The organism is Pantoea trifolii, from assembly GCF_024506435.1.
In the GTDB taxonomy this organism is placed as follows: domain Bacteria; phylum Pseudomonadota; class Gammaproteobacteria; order Enterobacterales; family Enterobacteriaceae; genus Pantoea; species Pantoea trifolii.
Genome location: NZ_JANIET010000001.1, coordinates 1,400,367 through 1,418,936, shown reverse-complemented (window position 1 = coordinate 1,418,936; position 18,570 = coordinate 1,400,367). Strand labels below are relative to the sequence as shown.

The 18,570-nt window shown below is 53.5% G+C and carries 17 protein-coding genes; 8 read left to right on the top strand and 9 right to left on the bottom strand.

Annotated elements, in window-relative coordinates; all coding sequences use genetic code 11:
• Positions 1-7 precede the first annotated feature (7 nt).
• The gene (locus tag NQH49_RS06535) at positions 8-925 is read right to left on the bottom strand and encodes a LysR substrate-binding domain-containing protein (RefSeq protein ID WP_256696039.1); all 918 of its coding nucleotides are present in this window, start codon (positions 923-925) and stop codon (positions 8-10) included.
• Positions 926-1,147: 222 nt separating this feature from the next.
• Here NQH49_RS06535 and NQH49_RS06530 point away from each other — a divergent pair, with 222 nt between their 5' ends.
• From NQH49_RS06530 to NQH49_RS06515, 4 genes are read left to right on the top strand one after another with little or no spacing between them, the layout of a single operon-like run.
• Complete coding sequence (locus NQH49_RS06530) at positions 1,148-2,512, top strand: MFS transporter (RefSeq protein WP_256696038.1); 1,365 nt, start codon at positions 1,148-1,150, stop codon at positions 2,510-2,512.
• Between the two features lie 12 nt (positions 2,513-2,524).
• The gene (gene fae, locus NQH49_RS06525) at positions 2,525-3,025 is read left to right on the top strand and encodes a formaldehyde-activating enzyme (protein WP_256698385.1); all 501 of its coding nucleotides are present in this window, start codon (positions 2,525-2,527) and stop codon (positions 3,023-3,025) included.
• Between the two features lie 13 nt (positions 3,026-3,038).
• Positions 3,039-4,085, top strand: coding sequence for an aldo/keto reductase (locus NQH49_RS06520; RefSeq protein ID WP_154153143.1), 1,047 nt, complete (start codon positions 3,039-3,041; stop codon positions 4,083-4,085).
• Entirely contained in the window at positions 4,082-5,524 is a 1,443-nt protein-coding gene (locus NQH49_RS06515) for an NAD-dependent succinate-semialdehyde dehydrogenase (RefSeq protein ID WP_256696037.1), read from the top strand. Before NQH49_RS06520 ends, NQH49_RS06515 begins: the two co-directional genes overlap by 4 nt.
• 312 nt (positions 5,525-5,836) lie before the next feature.
• Here NQH49_RS06515 and NQH49_RS06510 read toward each other — a convergent pair whose 3' ends face one another.
• The 7 genes from NQH49_RS06510 to mntR all read right to left on the bottom strand — a co-directional run bounded on the left by NQH49_RS06510 (position 5,837) and on the right by mntR (position 14,368).
• Positions 5,837-7,429, bottom strand: coding sequence for an ABC-F family ATPase (locus NQH49_RS06510; protein WP_008102523.1), 1,593 nt, complete (start codon positions 7,427-7,429; stop codon positions 5,837-5,839).
• A gap of 192 nt (positions 7,430-7,621) precedes the next feature.
• Positions 7,622-8,023 carry an H-NS family histone-like protein gene (locus NQH49_RS06505; RefSeq protein WP_008102525.1) on the bottom strand — a complete coding sequence of 134 codons (402 nt, stop codon included), beginning with the start codon at positions 8,021-8,023 and terminating at the stop codon, positions 7,622-7,624.
• Positions 8,024-8,440: 417 nt separating this feature from the next.
• Positions 8,441-9,970: an efflux transporter outer membrane subunit gene (locus NQH49_RS06500; RefSeq protein ID WP_256696036.1), complete on the bottom strand. Its 1,530-nt coding sequence runs from the start codon at positions 9,968-9,970 to the stop codon at positions 8,441-8,443.
• Position 9,971: 1 nt separating this feature from the next.
• Positions 9,972-11,540 carry a DHA2 family efflux MFS transporter permease subunit gene (locus NQH49_RS06495; RefSeq protein WP_154153149.1) on the bottom strand — a complete coding sequence of 523 codons (1,569 nt, stop codon included), beginning with the start codon at positions 11,538-11,540 and terminating at the stop codon, positions 9,972-9,974.
• Complete coding sequence (locus NQH49_RS06490) at positions 11,537-12,664, bottom strand: HlyD family secretion protein (protein WP_256696035.1); 1,128 nt, start codon at positions 12,662-12,664, stop codon at positions 11,537-11,539. Before NQH49_RS06490 ends, NQH49_RS06495 begins: the two co-directional genes overlap by 4 nt.
• A gap of 115 nt (positions 12,665-12,779) precedes the next feature.
• Positions 12,780-13,889: an SLC13 family permease gene (locus NQH49_RS06485; RefSeq protein WP_256696034.1), complete on the bottom strand. Its 1,110-nt coding sequence runs from the start codon at positions 13,887-13,889 to the stop codon at positions 12,780-12,782.
• A gap of 20 nt (positions 13,890-13,909) precedes the next feature.
• The gene (mntR, locus tag NQH49_RS06480) at positions 13,910-14,368 is read right to left on the bottom strand and encodes a manganese-binding transcriptional regulator MntR (RefSeq protein WP_008102536.1); all 459 of its coding nucleotides are present in this window, start codon (positions 14,366-14,368) and stop codon (positions 13,910-13,912) included.
• Positions 14,369-14,570: 202 nt separating this feature from the next.
• On the opposite strand from mntR, the gene NQH49_RS06475 reads away from it, so the two are divergent.
• Positions 14,571-14,765: a hypothetical protein gene (locus NQH49_RS06475; RefSeq protein ID WP_256696032.1), complete on the top strand. Its 195-nt coding sequence runs from the start codon at positions 14,571-14,573 to the stop codon at positions 14,763-14,765.
• A gap of 132 nt (positions 14,766-14,897) precedes the next feature.
• Here NQH49_RS06475 and ompX read toward each other — a convergent pair whose 3' ends face one another.
• Positions 14,898-15,410 carry an outer membrane protein OmpX gene (ompX, locus tag NQH49_RS06470; RefSeq protein WP_256696031.1) on the bottom strand — a complete coding sequence of 171 codons (513 nt, stop codon included), beginning with the start codon at positions 15,408-15,410 and terminating at the stop codon, positions 14,898-14,900.
• A 378-nt stretch (positions 15,411-15,788) separates the two neighbouring features.
• Between ompX and rhtA the strand changes: the two genes are divergently transcribed.
• From rhtA to glnH, 3 genes are all read left to right on the top strand, one after another.
• Positions 15,789-16,697 (top strand): threonine/homoserine exporter RhtA, encoded by a 909-nt coding sequence (gene rhtA / locus NQH49_RS06465; RefSeq protein ID WP_256696030.1) that lies wholly within the window; start codon positions 15,789-15,791, stop codon positions 16,695-16,697.
• A gap of 296 nt (positions 16,698-16,993) precedes the next feature.
• Complete coding sequence (gene dps, locus NQH49_RS06460) at positions 16,994-17,497, top strand: DNA starvation/stationary phase protection protein Dps (RefSeq protein ID WP_036620516.1); 504 nt, start codon at positions 16,994-16,996, stop codon at positions 17,495-17,497.
• 322 nt (positions 17,498-17,819) lie between these two features.
• Positions 17,820-18,566 (top strand): glutamine ABC transporter substrate-binding protein GlnH, encoded by a 747-nt coding sequence (gene glnH / locus NQH49_RS06455; RefSeq protein ID WP_036647919.1) that lies wholly within the window; start codon positions 17,820-17,822, stop codon positions 18,564-18,566.
• Positions 18,567-18,570 lie beyond the last annotated feature (4 nt).

Below are 18,570 nucleotides of genomic sequence, written 5' to 3'. Positions count from 1 at the left end.
TTTTTCATTAAAGCGTCATCGTGGCAATCGGCGCGGCAGAGTTAAAACGCTGCATCTCCGTCAACAGCCAATCGCGAAATACGGTAACACGCGGCAGCGTCTGTTTGCCGCCCGGCACTTCCAGCCAATAACCGTTTGCGCTGGCGAGCATCTGTGGCGATACCTGCACCAGCACGCCGTTGTTCAGTTCATTACGCACCATCGCACGATCCAGCACCGCATAACCCGCGCCCGTCACGCAGGCGTTAATCACCTGATCCTGAGTACTGAAGGCCAGCCCGTTATCTTCCAGCACCGGGGCTTCACTGCAAGCCTGACACCAGCGCGCCCAGTTATCCAGCCGGCTGTCGCCATTGAGAATGTGCAACTGCGGCATCAAATTGATATCCGGCCAGGCCCCATCCAGCATCAGCAGCGGACTGGCCACCAGCACCAGGGTTTCATGACACAGCCATTCCCCTTCTCCACCCGCCACCTGCGCCTCTTCCTGCGATCCAAAGCGGATAGCGCAGTCAAAGTCGCTGTATTTCTGGCGCGCTTCACTGATCAGCATGATTTGCAGATGGCGATGCTGTTGACGCAGCGTAACCAGCCGTGGCGCTAACCAGCGCGTGGCAAAAGTAGGCGCAACCTGCAAACGCAGGTGCTGGCGCGGGTTGTGCTGCTGTACGCCGCGCACGCCCTCTTCCAGCAAATCCAGCGACTGGCGCACCACCGGCAGCAGTTGGATCGCTTCCGGTGTAAGCAGCAAACCGCTATGGCTACGCACGAACAGATCTTTGCCGAGGAAGGTTTCCAGCTGACGCATCTGTCGACTGGCGGCGCTCTGCGTCATGAACAGCGCATCGGCGGCTTTGCTAAAGCTCAGGGTGCGACAGGTCTCTTCGAACAGCCGCAACATATTGAGAGAAGGTAACTTTCTCATCTCTGCCTCCGGCAGACATGGGTGAAATGTTGCGCCAATGTAACCACAGCCCTTTCAGCCAGGGAGAATCAAACGCCAATTTTATGAGAGCAATCACAGGAAATTGCGGAATAGGGGTATGACTTTTTCGCACTCGCCTGCACCCCGTTCAAATGCCACAGTAATTTCGCATCCAGATAACAATAAAATAACAATCATCTCTCCAACCCAGAAGGAAGGAACATGAATCAAACAACGCTGATGGATGATGTACCCTTAAATCGCTTTCACCTCAAAATCACCGGTTTGACCTTCGGCGCGCACCTTACCGACGGCTATATCCTCGGTTCTGTTGGCTTCGCGCTGACGCAAATGACGCCGCAAATGAATCTGTCGCCGTTCTGGCAGGGCATGATTGGCAGCTCCGCCTTAATCGGCCTGTTTCTTGGCAGCTTGATTCTTGGCTGGATCGCCGATTCCGTTGGCCGCCAGAAGATCTTCTGCTTCAGCTTTATTCTCATCACCCTCGCCTCCGGCATGCAGTTCTTTGCACAGTCGGCAGAGCAGTTGTTCCTGCTACGTGTGCTGATTGGCTTCGGCCTCGGCGGCGACTTCGCCGTCGGTCACACCATTCTGGCGGAGTTTGCGCCGCGTAAGCATCGCGGCGTGCTACTTGGCGCCTTCAGCGTGTTGTGGACGGTTGGCTATGTGGCAGCGAGTTTTGCCGGACATCTGGCGCTCAACGCGCATGCTGACGGCTGGCGCTGGCTGCTCGCCTCTTCGGCGCTACCGGCGCTGGCGATTCTGCTACTGCGCATCGGCACGCCGGAATCCCCGCGCTGGCTACTGCGACGTGGGCGAAGGGACGAAGCGCTGGCGATTGTCGCGCGTCTGTTTGGCCCGAATGTGACCTTGCCGGAAGAGCGCCAGCACGCGCCCGATGGCGGCCTGAGCGCGCTGTTCAGCCCGCGCTATCGTCGTCGCACCGCCTTTAACTGCTTGTTCTTTGTCTGTCTGGTGATCCCGTACTTCGCCATCTACACCTTCCTGCCGGCGATTCTGCGTCAGATGGGTTTGGATCAGGGTTTCGCCACCGATTTGCTGTTGAGCGGCCTGTTATTGGTCGGCGCGGTGTTGGGCATTGTGCTTACCGCCATGTGTTCACGTCGCGGCTTCCTGATTGGCTCGTTCATCTTCCTCGCCGCCTGCTTGTTGCTGCTGAGTCTGCTGCACAACAGCGCGGGCGTCTGGCTAATTGTGCTGTTCGCGGCTTTCACCCTGGTGATGTCGGCAGTGAGCAACCTGGTTGGCGTTTTCCCCGCCGAAAGTTTCCCAACGGATGTGCGCTCACGCGGCGTGGGTTTCGCCACCTCAATGAGCCGCCTTGGATCGGCGGTCGGCACGCTGTTGCTGCCGCTGGCGATCGTGAATTACGGCATCGGCGGCACCATGGCGTTACTGGCCGCGATTCTGGTGCTGGGCGCGTTGGTTTCCATCGCCTGGGCACCTGAAACCAAAGGATTGACGCTAACCGACGCGTCACAAGACACACCGCCGGCTGACAAGTCGCTCAGCCCGCACGCTTCAACTTCAACGCAACAGCTGTAACGGGAGGCAATGATGGAAATGTATATCGGTGAAGGTTTTGCAGGCGACGGCGTGAATGCCTCGCACATCAATATCATGATTGGACCGCGTGACGGCGTGGTGGGACAGGCGTTCTCCACCAGCCTGGCGACACCGTCGCAAGGGCACTGTCCATTTATGGTGGTGATTAAACCCAATGTGCCGGCCAAACCCATGACCTTGTATGTAAATAAAGCCGCAATTGATGGCGAACTGCACGGCAACGCCACCTGGGGCGCTTCGCAGGCGGCGATTGCCAAAGCGGTCACCGAGGCGCTGCTGAAAGGTACGCTGCCCGCCGAAGCCGAAGATGAGTGGTGCATCGTCACGGCCAACTGGGTGAATCCAGGCTGTACTGATTTGGATGAGGTGTTCGCCAATAACTATCGCGCCTGCACGGTGGCCATTGAGGCGGCAATGGAAAAATTACCGGGGCGCCAGCAGTTGCAGCAGGCGCTGCCGCAGTTGGGCAATCCGTTCTATACCCCGAAGTAACAGGAGTTGCAGCATGGAATACATCAATCTCGGCCACAGCGGTTTACGCGTATCCCGTCTTTGTCTCGGCACCATGAACATGGGCAGCAAGAGCTGGAAACCGTGGATTTTTGATGAAGCGCAGAGTGAGCCGATCATTCGTCACGCGCTGGAGAACGGCATTAACTTTATCGATCTGGCTGATTTCTACTCCAGCGGAGCCGGTGAAGAGGTGGTGGGCCGCGTGCTGAAGCGCGTGGCACAACGCGACGAACTGGTGCTGACCACCAAAGTCGGTTATCCGCTTGGCGGCGGGCACAACAATCAGGGCCATTCGCGTAAGCACATCCTCGACAGCATTGACGGCAGCTTGCGTCGCCTCGGCACCGATTATGTCGATATGTATATGCTGCACTATTTCGATGTGAATACGCCGATCGAAGAGACGTGGGAGACGATGAACAGCATCGTGCGCAGCGGCAAGGCGCGCTATGTCGGCGTCTCTACCATGTATTGCTGGCAGCTGGCGAAGATTTTGTGGTGCTGCGAGCGCAACGGTTTCGTTAAACCCATCAACATGCAGTTGCAGCTTAACTGTGCCTATCGCGAAGAGGAGCGTGAAATGCTGCCGTTCTGCCGCGATCAGGGGTTGGGCGTCTCGGTGTTCAGTCCGTTAGCGCGCGGTTTGCTGAGCGGCGATGTGCAGTCGGTGCGCAATCAAACCGACTTCTTTACTCGCGAAATGTATGGTGATGAAGCCTCATTACAGATCGCCGAATCGGTGGGTCGCGTGGCGGCGGCGCGTGGACTTTCCAGCGCGCAAATCGCGCAAGCCTGGGTGCTGTCCCACCCCGGCGTGGATGCGATGCTGGTCGGGGCCGACAGCGTAGCGCAATTGGATAGCGCGATTGCCGCATTGGATACGCCGTTGGATAGCGAAGAGCGTTTCGAGCTGGAACGCAATTACACGCCATGCGATGTAATTAACGACTACACCGCCGGTAAACGCATTACCCGCCACAGCCGCGCGGCACGCACGGTGTTTGCCGATCAGATTCAACCTGCGAGGAATATTGCATGACAACTTCACTGCTACGGACCGGCTGGTACTGCAATGAACAATGGCTGGAGAGCGAGCGCACCTATGAGGTGAATAATCCAGCCGATGATAGCGTGGTGGCGCACGTTGCTCACGTGGGTGAAGCCGAAACCACCCGTGCGATTGATGCGGCTACTGCTGCGCTGCCCGCCTGGCGCGCCCTGACCGCCAAAGCACGCGCGGTGATTTTGCAGCGCTGGTATCAATTGATCGTAGAAAACCAGGAAGCGTTGGCGCAACTGGTGGTGCAGGAACAAGGCAAAGTGCTGGCCGAAGCGCGTGGCGAAGTGCTGTACGCCGCCAGCTTTATTGAATGGTTCGCCGAAGAAGGCAAGCGCGCCAACGGCAAAACCATTCCGTCCACCAAAGCGGGCAATCTGATCCTGACGCTGAAACAGCCGGTTGGTGTGGTCGCTGCCATCACGCCATGGAATTTCCCGCTGGCGATGTTGACGCGCAAACTGGGCCCAGCGCTGGCGGCAGGTTGTACCGCCATCGTCAAACCCGCCAATGAAACGCCGCTGTCGGCTTTTGCCTTGCTGGTGCTGGCGGAGCAAGCCGGTGTACCGCCGGGCGTGCTGAATGCCGTGAGCGGCGCCACGGTGGAGATTGGCCATACGCTGACGCATGACGATCGCGTACGCAAAATCTCCTTCACCGGCTCAACGGCGGTGGGGAAATTGTTGATGCGTGATGCCGCCAGTTCGGTGAAGAAGTTGTCGCTGGAATTAGGCGGCAACGCGCCCTTTATCGTGTTCGACGATGCGGATATTGATGCAGCGGTAGAAAGCGCAATGGCGGCAAAATTCCGCAACAGCGGGCAAACCTGTATTTGCGTGAATCGCTTTTACGTGCAGGACGGCGTTTACGATCGTTTCGTCAATAAACTGGCCGATGCGGCGCGGGCATTGAAAGTGGCACCGGGTTTGACGCCAGGCGCGCAGCAAGGACCGCTGATCCATCGGCGCGCCATGGAGAAAGTTGAAACCCATGTTAAGGATGCGATGCAGCATGGTGCACGTTTGCTGTGCGGCGGTGAGCGTCATGCGCTGGGTGGCAGTTTCTATCAGCCCACGGTGCTCGCCGATGCCAATGAGCAGATGCTGCTGGCGCATGAGGAAACGTTCGGCCCGGTAGCCGCCTGCTTCCGCTTCACCACTGAAGATGAGGTGATCGCGCGCGCTAACGCCACGCCATATGGATTGGCGGCTTATCTGTGGACGCGTGATTTAGCCCGCGCGCTGCGCGTCACGCCACAGCTTGAAAGCGGCATGGTGGGCGTGAACGAAGGGATTATTTCCACCGAAGTGGCACCGTTTGGCGGCGTGAAGGCGTCAGGTTTGGGACGTGAAGGTGCGGATGTGGGGTTGGAGGAATATCTGGAAACGCAGTATGTCAATATTGGGCAGATTGGGGTATAGCAGAATTTTCTGCTTTCTCGGGCAAGGTTGAGGGAATGACGCCCGATCGCAAAGGATAACCGCATCCATGCTGATCGGCCTCGCCATCCATGGCTCGGACGCTTTGCTCTTCGGGCGTCACTCCCTCACCCATCAAGCAGAGGTGCGGCTGTTGAAATGCCGCACCTGACGGGCATAAAGGCGTGAATGCCGGGTCCGGAGTAAAGCGTCCGCCGCAGGGATGCGGCGGCCGAGGCTACAGGGATGTATTTACGCCGTCTTTACGCAGCGACCCGGTATTTTCGCCTGATCAGCACCGAAATCTCACCAGCCTTAAACAATCCCCTGGCTGCGCAGGTAATCTTCATAGTTTCCGGTGAAGTCGATAATACGATCGGCTTTCATCTCCATCACGCGGGTAGCCAGCGAGCTGACAAATTCACGGTCGTGCGAGACGAAAATCAGGGTGCCTTCGTACATCTCCAGCGCCATGTTGAGCGACTCGATCGATTCCATATCAAGGTGGTTAGTCGGTTCATCCATGATCAGGATGTTCGGCTTCTGCATCATCAGTTTGCCAAACAGCATGCGGCCCTTCTCACCACCCGACAGCACTTTGGCTGGCTTGTTGATCTCGTCGTGACCAAACAGCAGGCGGCCAAGAATACTGCGCACCGCTTGTTCGTCATCGCCTTCCTGCTTCCACTGGCTCATCCAGTCGAATACCGTCAGGTCTTCAGCAAAGTCTTCCGCGTGATCCTGGCCGTAATAACCAATGCGCGCATTCTCGGACCATTTCACCGTGCCGCTATCCGGCGTATGTTCACCGACAAGCGTTTTCAGCAACGTGGTTTTACCGATACCGTTGGCACCGAGGATCGCCAATTTCTCGCCGACTTCTAACATCAGGTTGAGTTTATTAAACAGCGGACCGTTATCAAAACCTTTGGTCAGCGCTTCAACTTCCAGCGCGTTACGGAACAGTTTCTTATCCTGGTCAAAACGGATAAACGGGTTTTGACGGCTGGACGCTTTAACTTCTTCCAGCTTAATTTTATCAATCTGCTTGGCGCGGGAAGTTGCCTGACGAGATTTAGAGGCGTTGGCGCTAAAACGGCTGACGAACGATTGCAGATCGGCAATTTGCGCTTTCTTCTTGGCGTTATCCGATAATAAACGTTCGCGTGATTGAGTAGCCGCGGTCATATATTCGTCATAATTACCCGGATAAACGCGCAGTTCGCCGTAATCCAGATCCGCCATATGCGTGCACACCATATTCAGGAAGTGACGGTCATGCGAAATGATGATCATGGTGCTGTTACGTTCGTTGAGCACTTGCTCCAACCAACGAATGGTATCGATATCCAGGTTGTTGGTCGGTTCATCGAGCAACAAAATATCCGGATTGGCAAATAATGCCTGCGCTAAAAGGACACGCAATTTCCAGCCCGGCGCAATTTCGCTCATCGGACCGTAGTGCTGCTCCACCGGAATGCCAACGCCCAGTAATAATTCACCGGCACGTGATTCCGAACTGTAACCGTCCATCTCGCCGTATTCGACTTCAAGGTCGGCGACTTTATAGCCTTCCTCTTCGCTCATTTCCGGTAAAGCATATATACGGTCACGCTCTTGCTTCACAGCCCACAATTCATTGTGGCCCATGATCACGGTGTCCAGCACACTATATTGCTCAAAGGCGAATTGGTCCTGACGTAACTTACCGATACGCTCATTGGGGTCGAGGGAAACATTTCCACCCGTCGGCACCAGGTCGCCGCCCAGTATTTTCATAAAGGTAGATTTACCGCTGCCGTTCGCACCGATTAAACCGTAACGATTACCGCCGCCAAATTTAACGGAGATATTTTCGAACAGCGGCTTACTGCCGAACTGCATGGTGATATTGCTGGAAACTAACACGGCATTGACCTTTGTTACGCAGTGGAGGAAAAAACAGCGGGCATTATGCCAGAAGCGGGCACCCGGACGCCACCTCTGCGCCAGAGGCAAACGTTGCTATGGGCTAAAGGTGTTGTTGCTCATACAGAAATAAAAATAACAAAAAAGCCGGGGGCATTTGCCCCCGGCTCCCACTTACAAGGATTGTGCGGATTATTTGATCAGGAAAGTATCGAGGCTTTTACCAGAATCCAGCGCTTTTTTAATCGCAGCTGGGGTACGGCCCTGACCGGTCCATGATTTTACTTCGCCGTTTTCATCGGTGTAAGAATATTTTGCTGGACGTGGTGCACGCTTAGCGCGCTTTTTACCAACTTCCAGAGCACCCAGTAATTCGTTCGGATCAATACCGTCAGCCAGCAGCATTTCGCGATATTTAGACAGCTTCTCTTCTTTTTCGCGGTTCTGCGCTTCTTCAGCGTTTACTTCGTCACGACGTTCAGTCACAACAACAGTTAATTTCTCCAGAATTTCTTCCAGATCGGTCAATGGCAGTTCACGAGCCTGCGCACGTAATGTGCGAATGTTGTTCAGAACTTTAAATGCGTCACTCATCACAATGTCCTTGCTTAAGGGGTTTAAATAAACTGTAGTGGCAAGATTACCTAATTCAAATAAAAAAATAAATTAATTTTATTGCCCGGATTAATCTGAACTTGCTTACCTAATTCTTACATTGCGTTTTAAAACGGCAAGGGTTGCTTTAATTAACCCTGAATTAACAACCAGAGTTGTTCCTTATGGCGGAACTGGAATCGATTTCAGACCAATATTCTCAGGTAATAAACAATCATTTAGCGGCTATTGCGCGTTGCAGCATTAGTGAGCACAAAGGTAAGCAAGGATTAATGGTGTAACGAAAAACCTATTTTCAATGTGGCGTAATATATTGATGGAGGATGAGAGAAGTATCTCATTTTTTTCATATCGTACCGATAAAAAAGCCGGCGGTTAACCGGCTACTAAGTGAAATTAATGCACTTCTGTCGCGGGACCAAACACAGAATAGTCCGGCAGGTTGACATTTTGATAAGCTTCCCAGCCACCACCCAGCGCTTTATATAACGCCACTAAATCGAGCGCACTTTGCATGCGCGCCTGCGTCGATTGTGCTTTGGCTTGTGCCAGTTGTCGCTGCGCATCTAATACATCGAGGAACGTAGAAATACCCTGACGATAACTGTCGCTGGCTAAATCAAATGCGCGTTGCAGTGCGCCGGTGGTTTCATCCAGTGCAATAACCTGCTGCTGATCGGCGCGATAACTCACCAGCGCATTCTCCACATCCTGCAGCGCGGTTAATACCGTTTGCCGATAATCAAGCGCCGCGCTGGCTTGCTGCGCGCGCGCCAGTTTCACGCTGGAAACTAAACGGCCGCCTTGAAATATAGGAATCGATAGCGACGGCCCAACACTAAAGAAGTGGCTGCTCCAGTCATCCAGATAGCTGGCATCGGTATTTCGTACACCCAGTTGCCCGGTGAGCGACAAGCTGGGGAACAGGTCAGCAACCGATACGCCAATGTTCGCGGTTTCCGCATGCAGCGTGGCTTCAGCTTGACGAATATCCGGACGTCGCCGCGCCAGCGTGGACGGAATGCCCACCGGCACCAATTTCGGCAAATCGGGCAGCGGCTTGATGTTCATCAGTTCATTATCCAGCGCGCCCGGCGTTTTACCCAACAGCACCGCCAAACCGTTCATCGCCTGCTGCTGCTGCGCCTGATATTGCGGCAGCTGCGCATTCAGTGAGGCCAACTGCGCGCGGGCGTTTTCCACATCGGTGGTGGGCGCTAAGCCATTTTGCTGCTGGCTTTTGGTCAGTTCCCAGGTTTGCTGCGCCACCTCGATCTGCTGTTGCAAGGTCGCCAGCACCGCTTGCGAACCGCGCAGTTGCAGATAGGCACGCGCGACTTCAGCTTCCAGCGACACCAACGCATCGTTGCGCTGCTCGATTGCCGCCTGCTGCTGCGCATCTGCGGCTTCCATTTGGCGGCGCACTTTGCCCCACAGATCCAGTTCCCAGCTGGCGTCAAAGCTGCCCTGATACAACGTAACGGAATGATCTAAGCCGTTAAGCTGGCTGGCGACATCGCTATCAACCTGGTCATAAACGCCGTTGGATTTCAGCAAACCCTTTAAACCCAATTGCTGGCGTGTGACTTTTGCCGAGCCGTTAAGCGACGGAAATAAGCCACCGCGCGCCTGCGCCAGCTGCTCGCGCGCACCGGCAATACGCAGTACCGATTGTTGCAGCGTTAAGTTGCCGGCAATGGCGCGCTCAATCAGGCTATCAAGTTGGGAATCGTTAAAGCTTTTCCACCACAGCGGATTGGTCGCCGCCGCCAGCGGCTTAGATGCTTGCTGTGAAGGCAAATCGTGGTAACCGCCCGGCGTGTGCGCCTGCGGCGGCTGATAATCCGGTCCTACCGCGCATCCGGCCAGCAACAGTGATAGCGCCAGCAACGTCAGTGACGGCTGAGATCGTGAAATCATTTTCATTTTAATGTGCTCCTGCACCGCCTTCGCTCTTAATTGGCGAAAGCAACCAACAGAATGGAATCAATAGCAGCGCCACAATACTCAGGCCCATAAAGACGTCGATGTACGCCAGAATACGCGCCTGAGCGATCATCTCCTGATAGAGCTGCCCGCTCGCCAGCACCAGTGGATCGCCCACGGCGGTGGTGAAATTACGGATCGAATCAGCCCAGTGTTGCAGCGTGAGATTGTAAGGCTCATTGAGCGGCGACATGTTGTGCACCATGCTGGCCGAACGCGTCTGCATACGTTCGGTAATGCCCGCCGTCGAGAGCGAAATGCCGATCGAGCCCGCGACGTTACGGAACATGGTGAACAATGCTGAGGCATCGGCGTTTAATCGCTGCGGCACGGTGATGAACGCAATGGTGGTCAGCGGCACAAACAGGAAACCAAGGCCGATCGACTGCGCGCTCCGCATCATCACCAGCGTGGTGAAATCGACGTTAGGCGTTAACGTGGTGGAATAGAAGAACGCGCTGGCAAGGCAGGTGAAGCCGAACGCAATGATGTAGCGCGTTTGCACGATCGGCATCAGCTTCAGCACGATGGGTATCGTCAGCACAATCAATATCGCGCCGGGCGACAGCACCAGCCCCGACCAGGTTGCGGTGTAGCCGAGATCCTGCTGCGCCAGCTGGGGAAGCACCACTGAGCTGCCATAGAGAATCATCGCCATGCCCGCCATCAGCAAGCCCGCCACCCAGAAGTTGCGGTCTTTCATTACGGTGAGATCGACCACCGGTTTACGGGCATACAGCAGCCAATAAATGGCGCCGATAATGCCGATCACCGCCAGCATGGCGAACAGGCGAATAAAGTGCGAGGCAAACCAATCTTCATCTTCGCCACGATCAAGGAACACCTGCAAGCAGCCCAGCCCCAGCGTGATCAGGCTGATGCCGATGTAATCGATTTTCAGGCGGCCTTTATCCCACTTGCGTTCCCACGGTGGATCTTCCAGCAATTGATAAATCGCCATTACCGTCAAAATACCAACCGGGATATTAATGAAGAACACCCAGCGCCAGCTGTAGTTATCGGTGATCCAACCGCCGAGCGTGGGACCAATTACCGGTGCGACGATAATCGCAATCGACGACAGGCCAAAAGCTTTGCCACGATCTTCCGCTTTGAAGTAATCGAGCAGCACCGATTGTTGCACCGGCTGCAATCCGCCGCCAAAAAAGCCCTGCAGCACGCGGAACAGAATGATCTGCCACAGTTCCGTGGCGATACCGCACAGGAAGGAACAGATGGTGAACATCACGATGCAGATCAGGAAGAATTGCTTGCGGCCAAATAGGCGGCTGAAGAACGCCGAGATCGGCAATACGATGCCGTTGGCGACCAGATAAGAGGTTAAAACCCAGGTCGATTCGTCGTAACTGGAGGAGAGCGAACCGGCAATGTGCGGCAGCGCGACGTTGACGATGGTGGTGTCGAGGATCTCCATAAACACCGCCAGCGTCACCGTAATAGCGACCAGCCACGGATTGCTGGCCGGACGCCAGCTTTCGCTCGCACTCATTCCACTGTAACCTTCGGCTCAACCGACAAGCCCAGCGGCAGCGGATGATTGGGATCTAACCCTTTATCGATGACAATTTTCACCGGCACGCGCTGCACGATTTTCACGTAGTTGCCGGTGGCGTTTTCCGCCGGGAAGGTGGAGAAGCGTGAACCGGATCCCATCTGCACGCTATCCACGTGCCCTTCCAGCTCCATATCCGGCCAGGCATCAACGCTAATTTCCACTTTGTCGCCCGGCTTCATACGCGCCAGCTGCGACTCTTTGAAGTTGGCATTAATCCAGATTTCAGGCGAAACCAGCGAGAACAGCGCGCTGCCGGCCTGCACCAGCGTGCCGAGATGCACGTTACGCTTGGTGACAAAGCCATCGTATGGCGCGCGAACCTGGGTATAAGAGAGATTCAATTCGGCGGTGTTGAGCTGCGCCTGCGCCTGCTCAACCTGCTGCTCACGCGCTTCAACATTGGTTTCCTGCTGCCGGATTTGCAGCTTCACCTGAGAAGCCACTTCAACCTGCGCTTTAGCGCTTTGCAGTTGCGCTTCAGCCGAACGCAGCTGCGCGGCGGCAGTATCAATATTGCGCTGAGATGTGGCACGCGGATCAACACCGCGCTGGCGACGATAATCAGCCTGCGCATTAAGTAAATTTGCCTGCGCTTTAGCCTGATCGGCGAGTGCCTGATCGCGCTGCGCCGGATACTGCACGCGAGACAAAGCTAACTGCGCCTGCGCCTGATGCAGCTGCGCCTGTGCCAGACCAAGCTGGGCTTTGGCCTGATCGCGCTGCGCTTCACTGTCGCGTGCATCGATCTCCACCAGCAAATCGCCCTGCTTCACGCGCTGGTTATCGCGCACCAGCAGCTTGACCACGTAACCGGCCGCTTTCGGCGCGATAGTCACCGCGTTGCCTTCGGTAAAGGCATCATCCGTGCTTTCAATATTGCGTGTGGTGAGCCAGAACCATAATCCCACCACGATCATGATCACCACCACAATGGCGAGAAAAATCAGTGGCTTCTTTCCGGGACGTTTACGTTCTGGTTCATTGTTATCTTGATGGGTATTCGAGGTGTTTTGCGGATCCTGCTGATCGCGTTCAGACGGTTGATTCTTGTTTTCCATAATTTTTCATCGTAGGCGGTTGTCCCGATTGCCGGGCAAAAACGGTCAACATAACCTTAGATGGGAAATTGACAAATGCCAATGCAACTTTACACAAGCCGACATTGGCGTCGCGCTAACGGATCAGGTGTAACAGCAGCCATCCGCCCAACATCGACCAGGCTAACATCGGGATGGAAAACAAGTGGAAACGCCACCAAACGCGCGCATCCTGCGCCATACGCAAGGCGATCAGGTTGGCGAGCGATCCTGGCAATAAGCCAAATCCACCGATATTTACCGCCCACGCCAGCACGTCGGACGGTGGCACTTTCTGCAAAAGCAGAATGGTGGCGGGCACGTTACTGATGAATTGCGACAGGCCTATGGCCAGCAGATAAAGTCCGCCCTCACTGATTTGGCCAATAGCGGCAAAATGCGGCTGCAACCAGGACAAATGCATCAACAGGAAGACATCGATAAACATCGCCACGAACACCAGCAGCAAACTCCAGTCGATGCTGATTAACACGCTGCGCGCCATGATCAGGAAACAGGCCGCCACCAGCAGCAACGCCCAGCCAGTCATTTTCAGCTCGAGCGCCACGACAAACACGATGTACAGCAGCACGCTAATCGTGAACAGCGGCTTGTACCATGTTTGGCTTTCGGTTTGTTCATGTTTCTGGATTACGCGCGCCGGGAAACTCCACCACGTCAACGCCATCAGCGTGAGCATTAAAAATGCCGCCAGCGGCGCCATTTGCGCAATGAAACCGGGTACGCTGAGTGTGCCGTGACTCCACAATAGAATGTTTTGCGGGTTACCGACCGGCGTCAGTAAGGAACCTGCATTCACCGCCAGCGCTTCGAAAATGATCAGACGGGAAATCGGCAAGCGCGAGAATTTGCGCAACGTCAGCGTCAGTGGCACCAGAATAAACAGCGCAACATCGTTGGTGAGAAAAGTAGAGAGCAACGCGGCGGCGCACACCATAAACAGCGCCAGCGTGCGTTCATGTTGAAAGCGTTGGATCAAGCGCGCGCCGAGCACATCAAAATAGCCGCTGTTTTCTAATCCTTTGGTCAGCATCAATAGGCCGGTAAGCGTCATGATAGTGTGCCAGTCCACCGCGGCAGGCAATTGCGACCAGCGGAATTTCGCCAGCGGCAACATAATCACACCTAAAAGCAACAACAAATGCAAAATACGATCGCGCATTAAGGAACGAAGCAGATTGGGCATGATGGTGGAAGGCCTTGTAGTTAGCGACTCTCGTAGAATTTCTGGAACACGGCCAGGGTTTCATCACTGACGTGATGCTCCAGGCCTTCTGAATCACGGCGCGCGGTTTCCGGGCTAACACCCAGCGCCAACAGGAAGGTTTCAACAATATGGTGACGAACGCGGCTCGCTTCCGCCAGCTTCTCACCTTCAGCAGTGAGGAACACCCCGCGATACGGCACTTGCTCGACTAAACCGGTGGTACCCAAACGCTTCAGCATTTTCGCCACGGTTGGCTGGGAAACGCCCAAACGTGCGGCCATATCCACCTGACGCGCTTCGCCAAATTCACGAATCAAATCAGAGATTAATTCTACATAGTCATCGATCAGCTCACGACGATGCGCCTCACGCACCTGACGAAATCCTTCGACATGCTCCTCTATCTCTTTTAGCGGGCCCTGGGGCATGTTGGTGGCGATTTTTGCACGACGACTCATCTAACTTCCTCTTTATTATCTGCCGCACTTTACCTACGGTGCGGGCTGGCTGCGCTCATTGTAAACCAGGCACAAATAAGCACAAATTTTTCCTAAATAGTGTTGGCTAAAGAGTATAGCCAGTGCTATCTTTGTCGATAATGTAAGCGAATAGCTTATAAAGGCTACAAAGATATTGTCGTCATTCACTCGGGAGGTGAACATGACTACCATGAAAAACTGCCTCGACTGTGGCAAATGTTTCCAGGCTGAACAGAGCAAACCGTCTTTTGAGCTGAAATCGCTGCTGTGCCTGTTTACCCGCTCGCCGTTTGCGCTGCGTTTGATGCTGATTGAAAAGCTCACCGGCAAACAGCTGGTTGAACGTCCGTGTCCAAATCTGATCTGGCGCGGTTAACGTTCCCGACTTCCAATAAAACCCGCTCACGTAGCGGGTTTTGTGTTTCTGGTAGTCGGTAAACTGTATATTGCGCCCATAAAAAAACGGCCCCGAAGGACCGTTTATTGTGCAACTGGTCTAAGCAAGAACTTAGAAGCTGTAACCTACGCCAGCAATCCAGGTGCCAACATCGACGTTGCGGATACGGCTCTGCTCGTAACCTACGTCAACTGCGATGTTCTCGATTGGGTTGAACTGCATACCCGCACCGTAAGAGAAACCGTAGTCGCTTGAATCAGACTTAGAACGTACTGAATTGTCGTTCTGCTGGTATTTACCGTAACCTACACCAACAACACCGTAGATGCTCGCCCAGTCATTCAGACGGTAAGCAGGACCACCGGTGATGCCGTAGTACTGAGCTTTGTTATAAGCGCCAGCATCAGTACGATCTTTTTCGGTATAGGTGAAAGAACCGATCCAGCCCAGTGGGTTAGAACCGTCTTCGTAACGATATTTCAGGTTGAAGCCGTTTGCTTTGTTAGCAACGCCTTGATAATCGCTCTGAGCGTAACCACCAGTAACGGTGCTTTGTGCCATGGCAGAACCTGCAGAAACTGCAAGTACACAAGCCAATGCTGAAAGACATGCAATTTTTTTCATAACCACCTCAAATGTGAATATACTTCTCTCCTGACAACGCTATAAATATAACAAAAAACAGCAAGAAACTCTGCCCGCATTTTGTTGTCTAACAGATTGTTTGGTGTAACAGAAAGTTAATGAAGTTTCCTATGTCATTCATTTTACTTATAAAAAGCATCATATTCCTGCAACATAAATTCCGATCACAAAAAATGCCTTTAAGTAAATTCCTAAACTAACCTGACGTTTCTTTACGGAAATGGCACTAAATCTGGCCAATTTCTGACCTGTTAGCGCTTTTTAATTCCCCGATTCGCGTCTCCTTATTTGCTGAAGATTCCTTTACACTGAGCGCTTGTTACCCTGCTGTTAATAAATAAAGGACTGGATTACAGGATGTCTGCGCCTCAAACGACCAAAAATTTGGCCCCGGTGTTGTTCCCTATTGCCGTACTGCTGATTGCCATGCTCTCGCTGCAAGGCGGCGCTTCGTTGGCAAAATCACTGTTTTCCACCGTTGGTGCGCCCGGCATTACCGCGCTGCGTCTTGGTCTTGGCACGCTGATTCTCTGCATCATCTTCAAACCCTGGCGTTTGCGCTTTACGCGCGAGCAGCGCAAGCCGCTGCTGATGTACGGTTTAGCGCTGGGCTGCATGAACTATCTCTTCTATTTAGCGATTCGCACCGTGCCGCTGGGCGTGGCCGTAGGATTGGAGTTTTTGGGTCCGCTGACTTTGGCGTTGATCGGCGCGCGTCGTCCACTTGATTTTCTTTGGGTGCTGCTGGCGGTAGTGGGTTTGTGGTTCCTGTTGCCAATCGGTGAAGGGATGAGTCACATCGATCCGCTCGGTGCGCTGTTAGCGGTGGGCGCGGGTGCCTGCTGGGCGGTCTATATTCTTGCAGGTCAGCGGGCGGGGGCGGAACATGGCCCAGCAACGGTGGCGATGGGTTCGCTGATTGCCTCGGTGATTTTTGTGCCGCTCGGCCTGACATTCGCCGCGCCGGGCATCTGGCATTGGGAAGTGTTGCCGTTAGCGCTGCTGATCGCCCTGCTCTCCAGCGCCATTCCCTATTCTTTAGAGATGATGGCGCTGACGCGACTGCCGGCGCGCATTTTCGGCACCTTAATGAGTCTGGAACCGGCGATGGCTGCGCTTTCAGGCATGTTATTCCTCGGCGAACTATTAACGCTGCAACAGTGGATGGCGCTGCTGGCGATCATTGTCGCTTCGGCAGGTTCAACGCTGACCATGAAACAAAAAAGCGCAAAAATAAGCGAAGTGGATATTACTCATACGCAATAAATATTCACTCGTTAGCCTGCTTCGCCGCAGGCTAAATATAGAAGCATTCTCATTTTCATTTTTAAGGTGGCGTTAGGATTTCTCCGTTATTATTTTGCAACACGATTAATAAATAATTAACACATTCCACAACCTTCTGTTTTACATCAACTAATACTTAAACCGTACAATCCCTGAGCAACATTAAGGTTTATCTATTCCTGTTATTGATCTGATCAATCCTGCAGATTAAAAAACTGCTGCTATACTTATTTCCGTGCTTGATTAGGACAACCATCAATAAGAGGACATTAATGATGAGTACCGCAAAACTGGTTAAAACTAAATCGTCTGATCTGATTTACACCCGTAATGACGTCGCTGACAGCGATAAAAAAGCGACCATCGAGGTGCTCAACCGTCTGGTAGTGGAGTTTATTGACCTGTCGCTGATCACCAAGCAGGCGCACTGGAACATGCGTGGCGCCAACTTTATTGGCGTACATGAGATGCTGGATGGTTTCCGTACCGCCATTACCGATCACCAGGACACTATCGCTGAACGTGTAGTTCAGTTAGGCGGCGTGGCGCTGGGTACCACTCAGATCGTTAACGATAAAACACCACTGAAAAGCTATCCGTTGAACATTCATAGCGTGCAGGATCACCTGAAAGCGCTGGCCGATCGCTATGCGATTGTGGCGAATGACACGCGTAAAGCTATCACTGAAGTCAGCGATGAAGATACCGCTGATATCTTCACTGCGGCATCGCGCGATCTGGATAAATTCCTGTGGTTTATCGAATCGAATATTGAATAAATTTCAGTGTTATAACGAAGGCGGGTTATCCCGCCTTTTTTTACGTCTGTAACATTGTGGTGCTTTTTTTGACGTCGTTAACAATTCCTTAATCCCTTCTTTCGCTCTACCCGCCCTTGGTGCACACTGTGTCTGCACCACAACAGCACCATGCACCAAAATGAAGCACCAATAAGGTGCAAAACTTTTCTTCTGCGCAAAATCGTGTCAGCAAGTGCTTAAAACTACTGATTTCGAGCAAATTGAAAAGTTGGCATAATTTTTTCATATGATAGGCCGTACATCGGGCCACCAGGCCTGAGGGGTAATAAGGAAAAAAATGATGAAGTCATTGATTAAAGTCTCCGTGGCCGCGTTAGCGCTGGCCTTCTCGCTTTCTTCCACCGCAGCAGACAAAAAACTGATCGTCGCGACCGACACCGCATTCGTTCCCTTCGAGTTCAAACAAGGCGATAAATACGTCGGTTTTGATATCGATCTGTGGGATGCCATCGCGAAAGAACTGAAACTCGATTACGCCTTCAAGCCAATGGATTTCAGCGGCATCATCCCTGCGCTGCAAACCAAAAACATTGACCTGGCGCTGGCGGGTATCACCATCACCGAAGAACGTAAAAAAGCCATTGAGTTCTCTGACGGCTACTACAAAAGCGGCCTGCTGGTGATGGTGCGCGAGAACGAAAAAGACGTGAAGAGCATCGACGATCTGAACGGCAAAGTGGTGGCGGTGAAGAGCGGTACCGGTTCGGTGGATTACGCGAAAGCGCACATCAAATCGAAAGATCTGCGTCAATTCCCGAACATCGATAACGCTTACATGGAGTTAGGCACTAATCGTGCTGACGCTGTGCTGCACGATACCCCGAACATCCTGTACTTCATCAACACCGCCGGTAAAGGCCGCTTCAAAGCGGTTGGCGAGTCGATTGAAGCACAGCAGTATGGCATCGCGTTCCCGAAAGGCAGCGACGATCTGCGTGAAAAAGTGAACGGCGCACTGAAAACCCTGCGCGACAACGGCACTTACAACACCATCTATAAAAAATGGTTCGGTACTGAACCAAAATAATTGC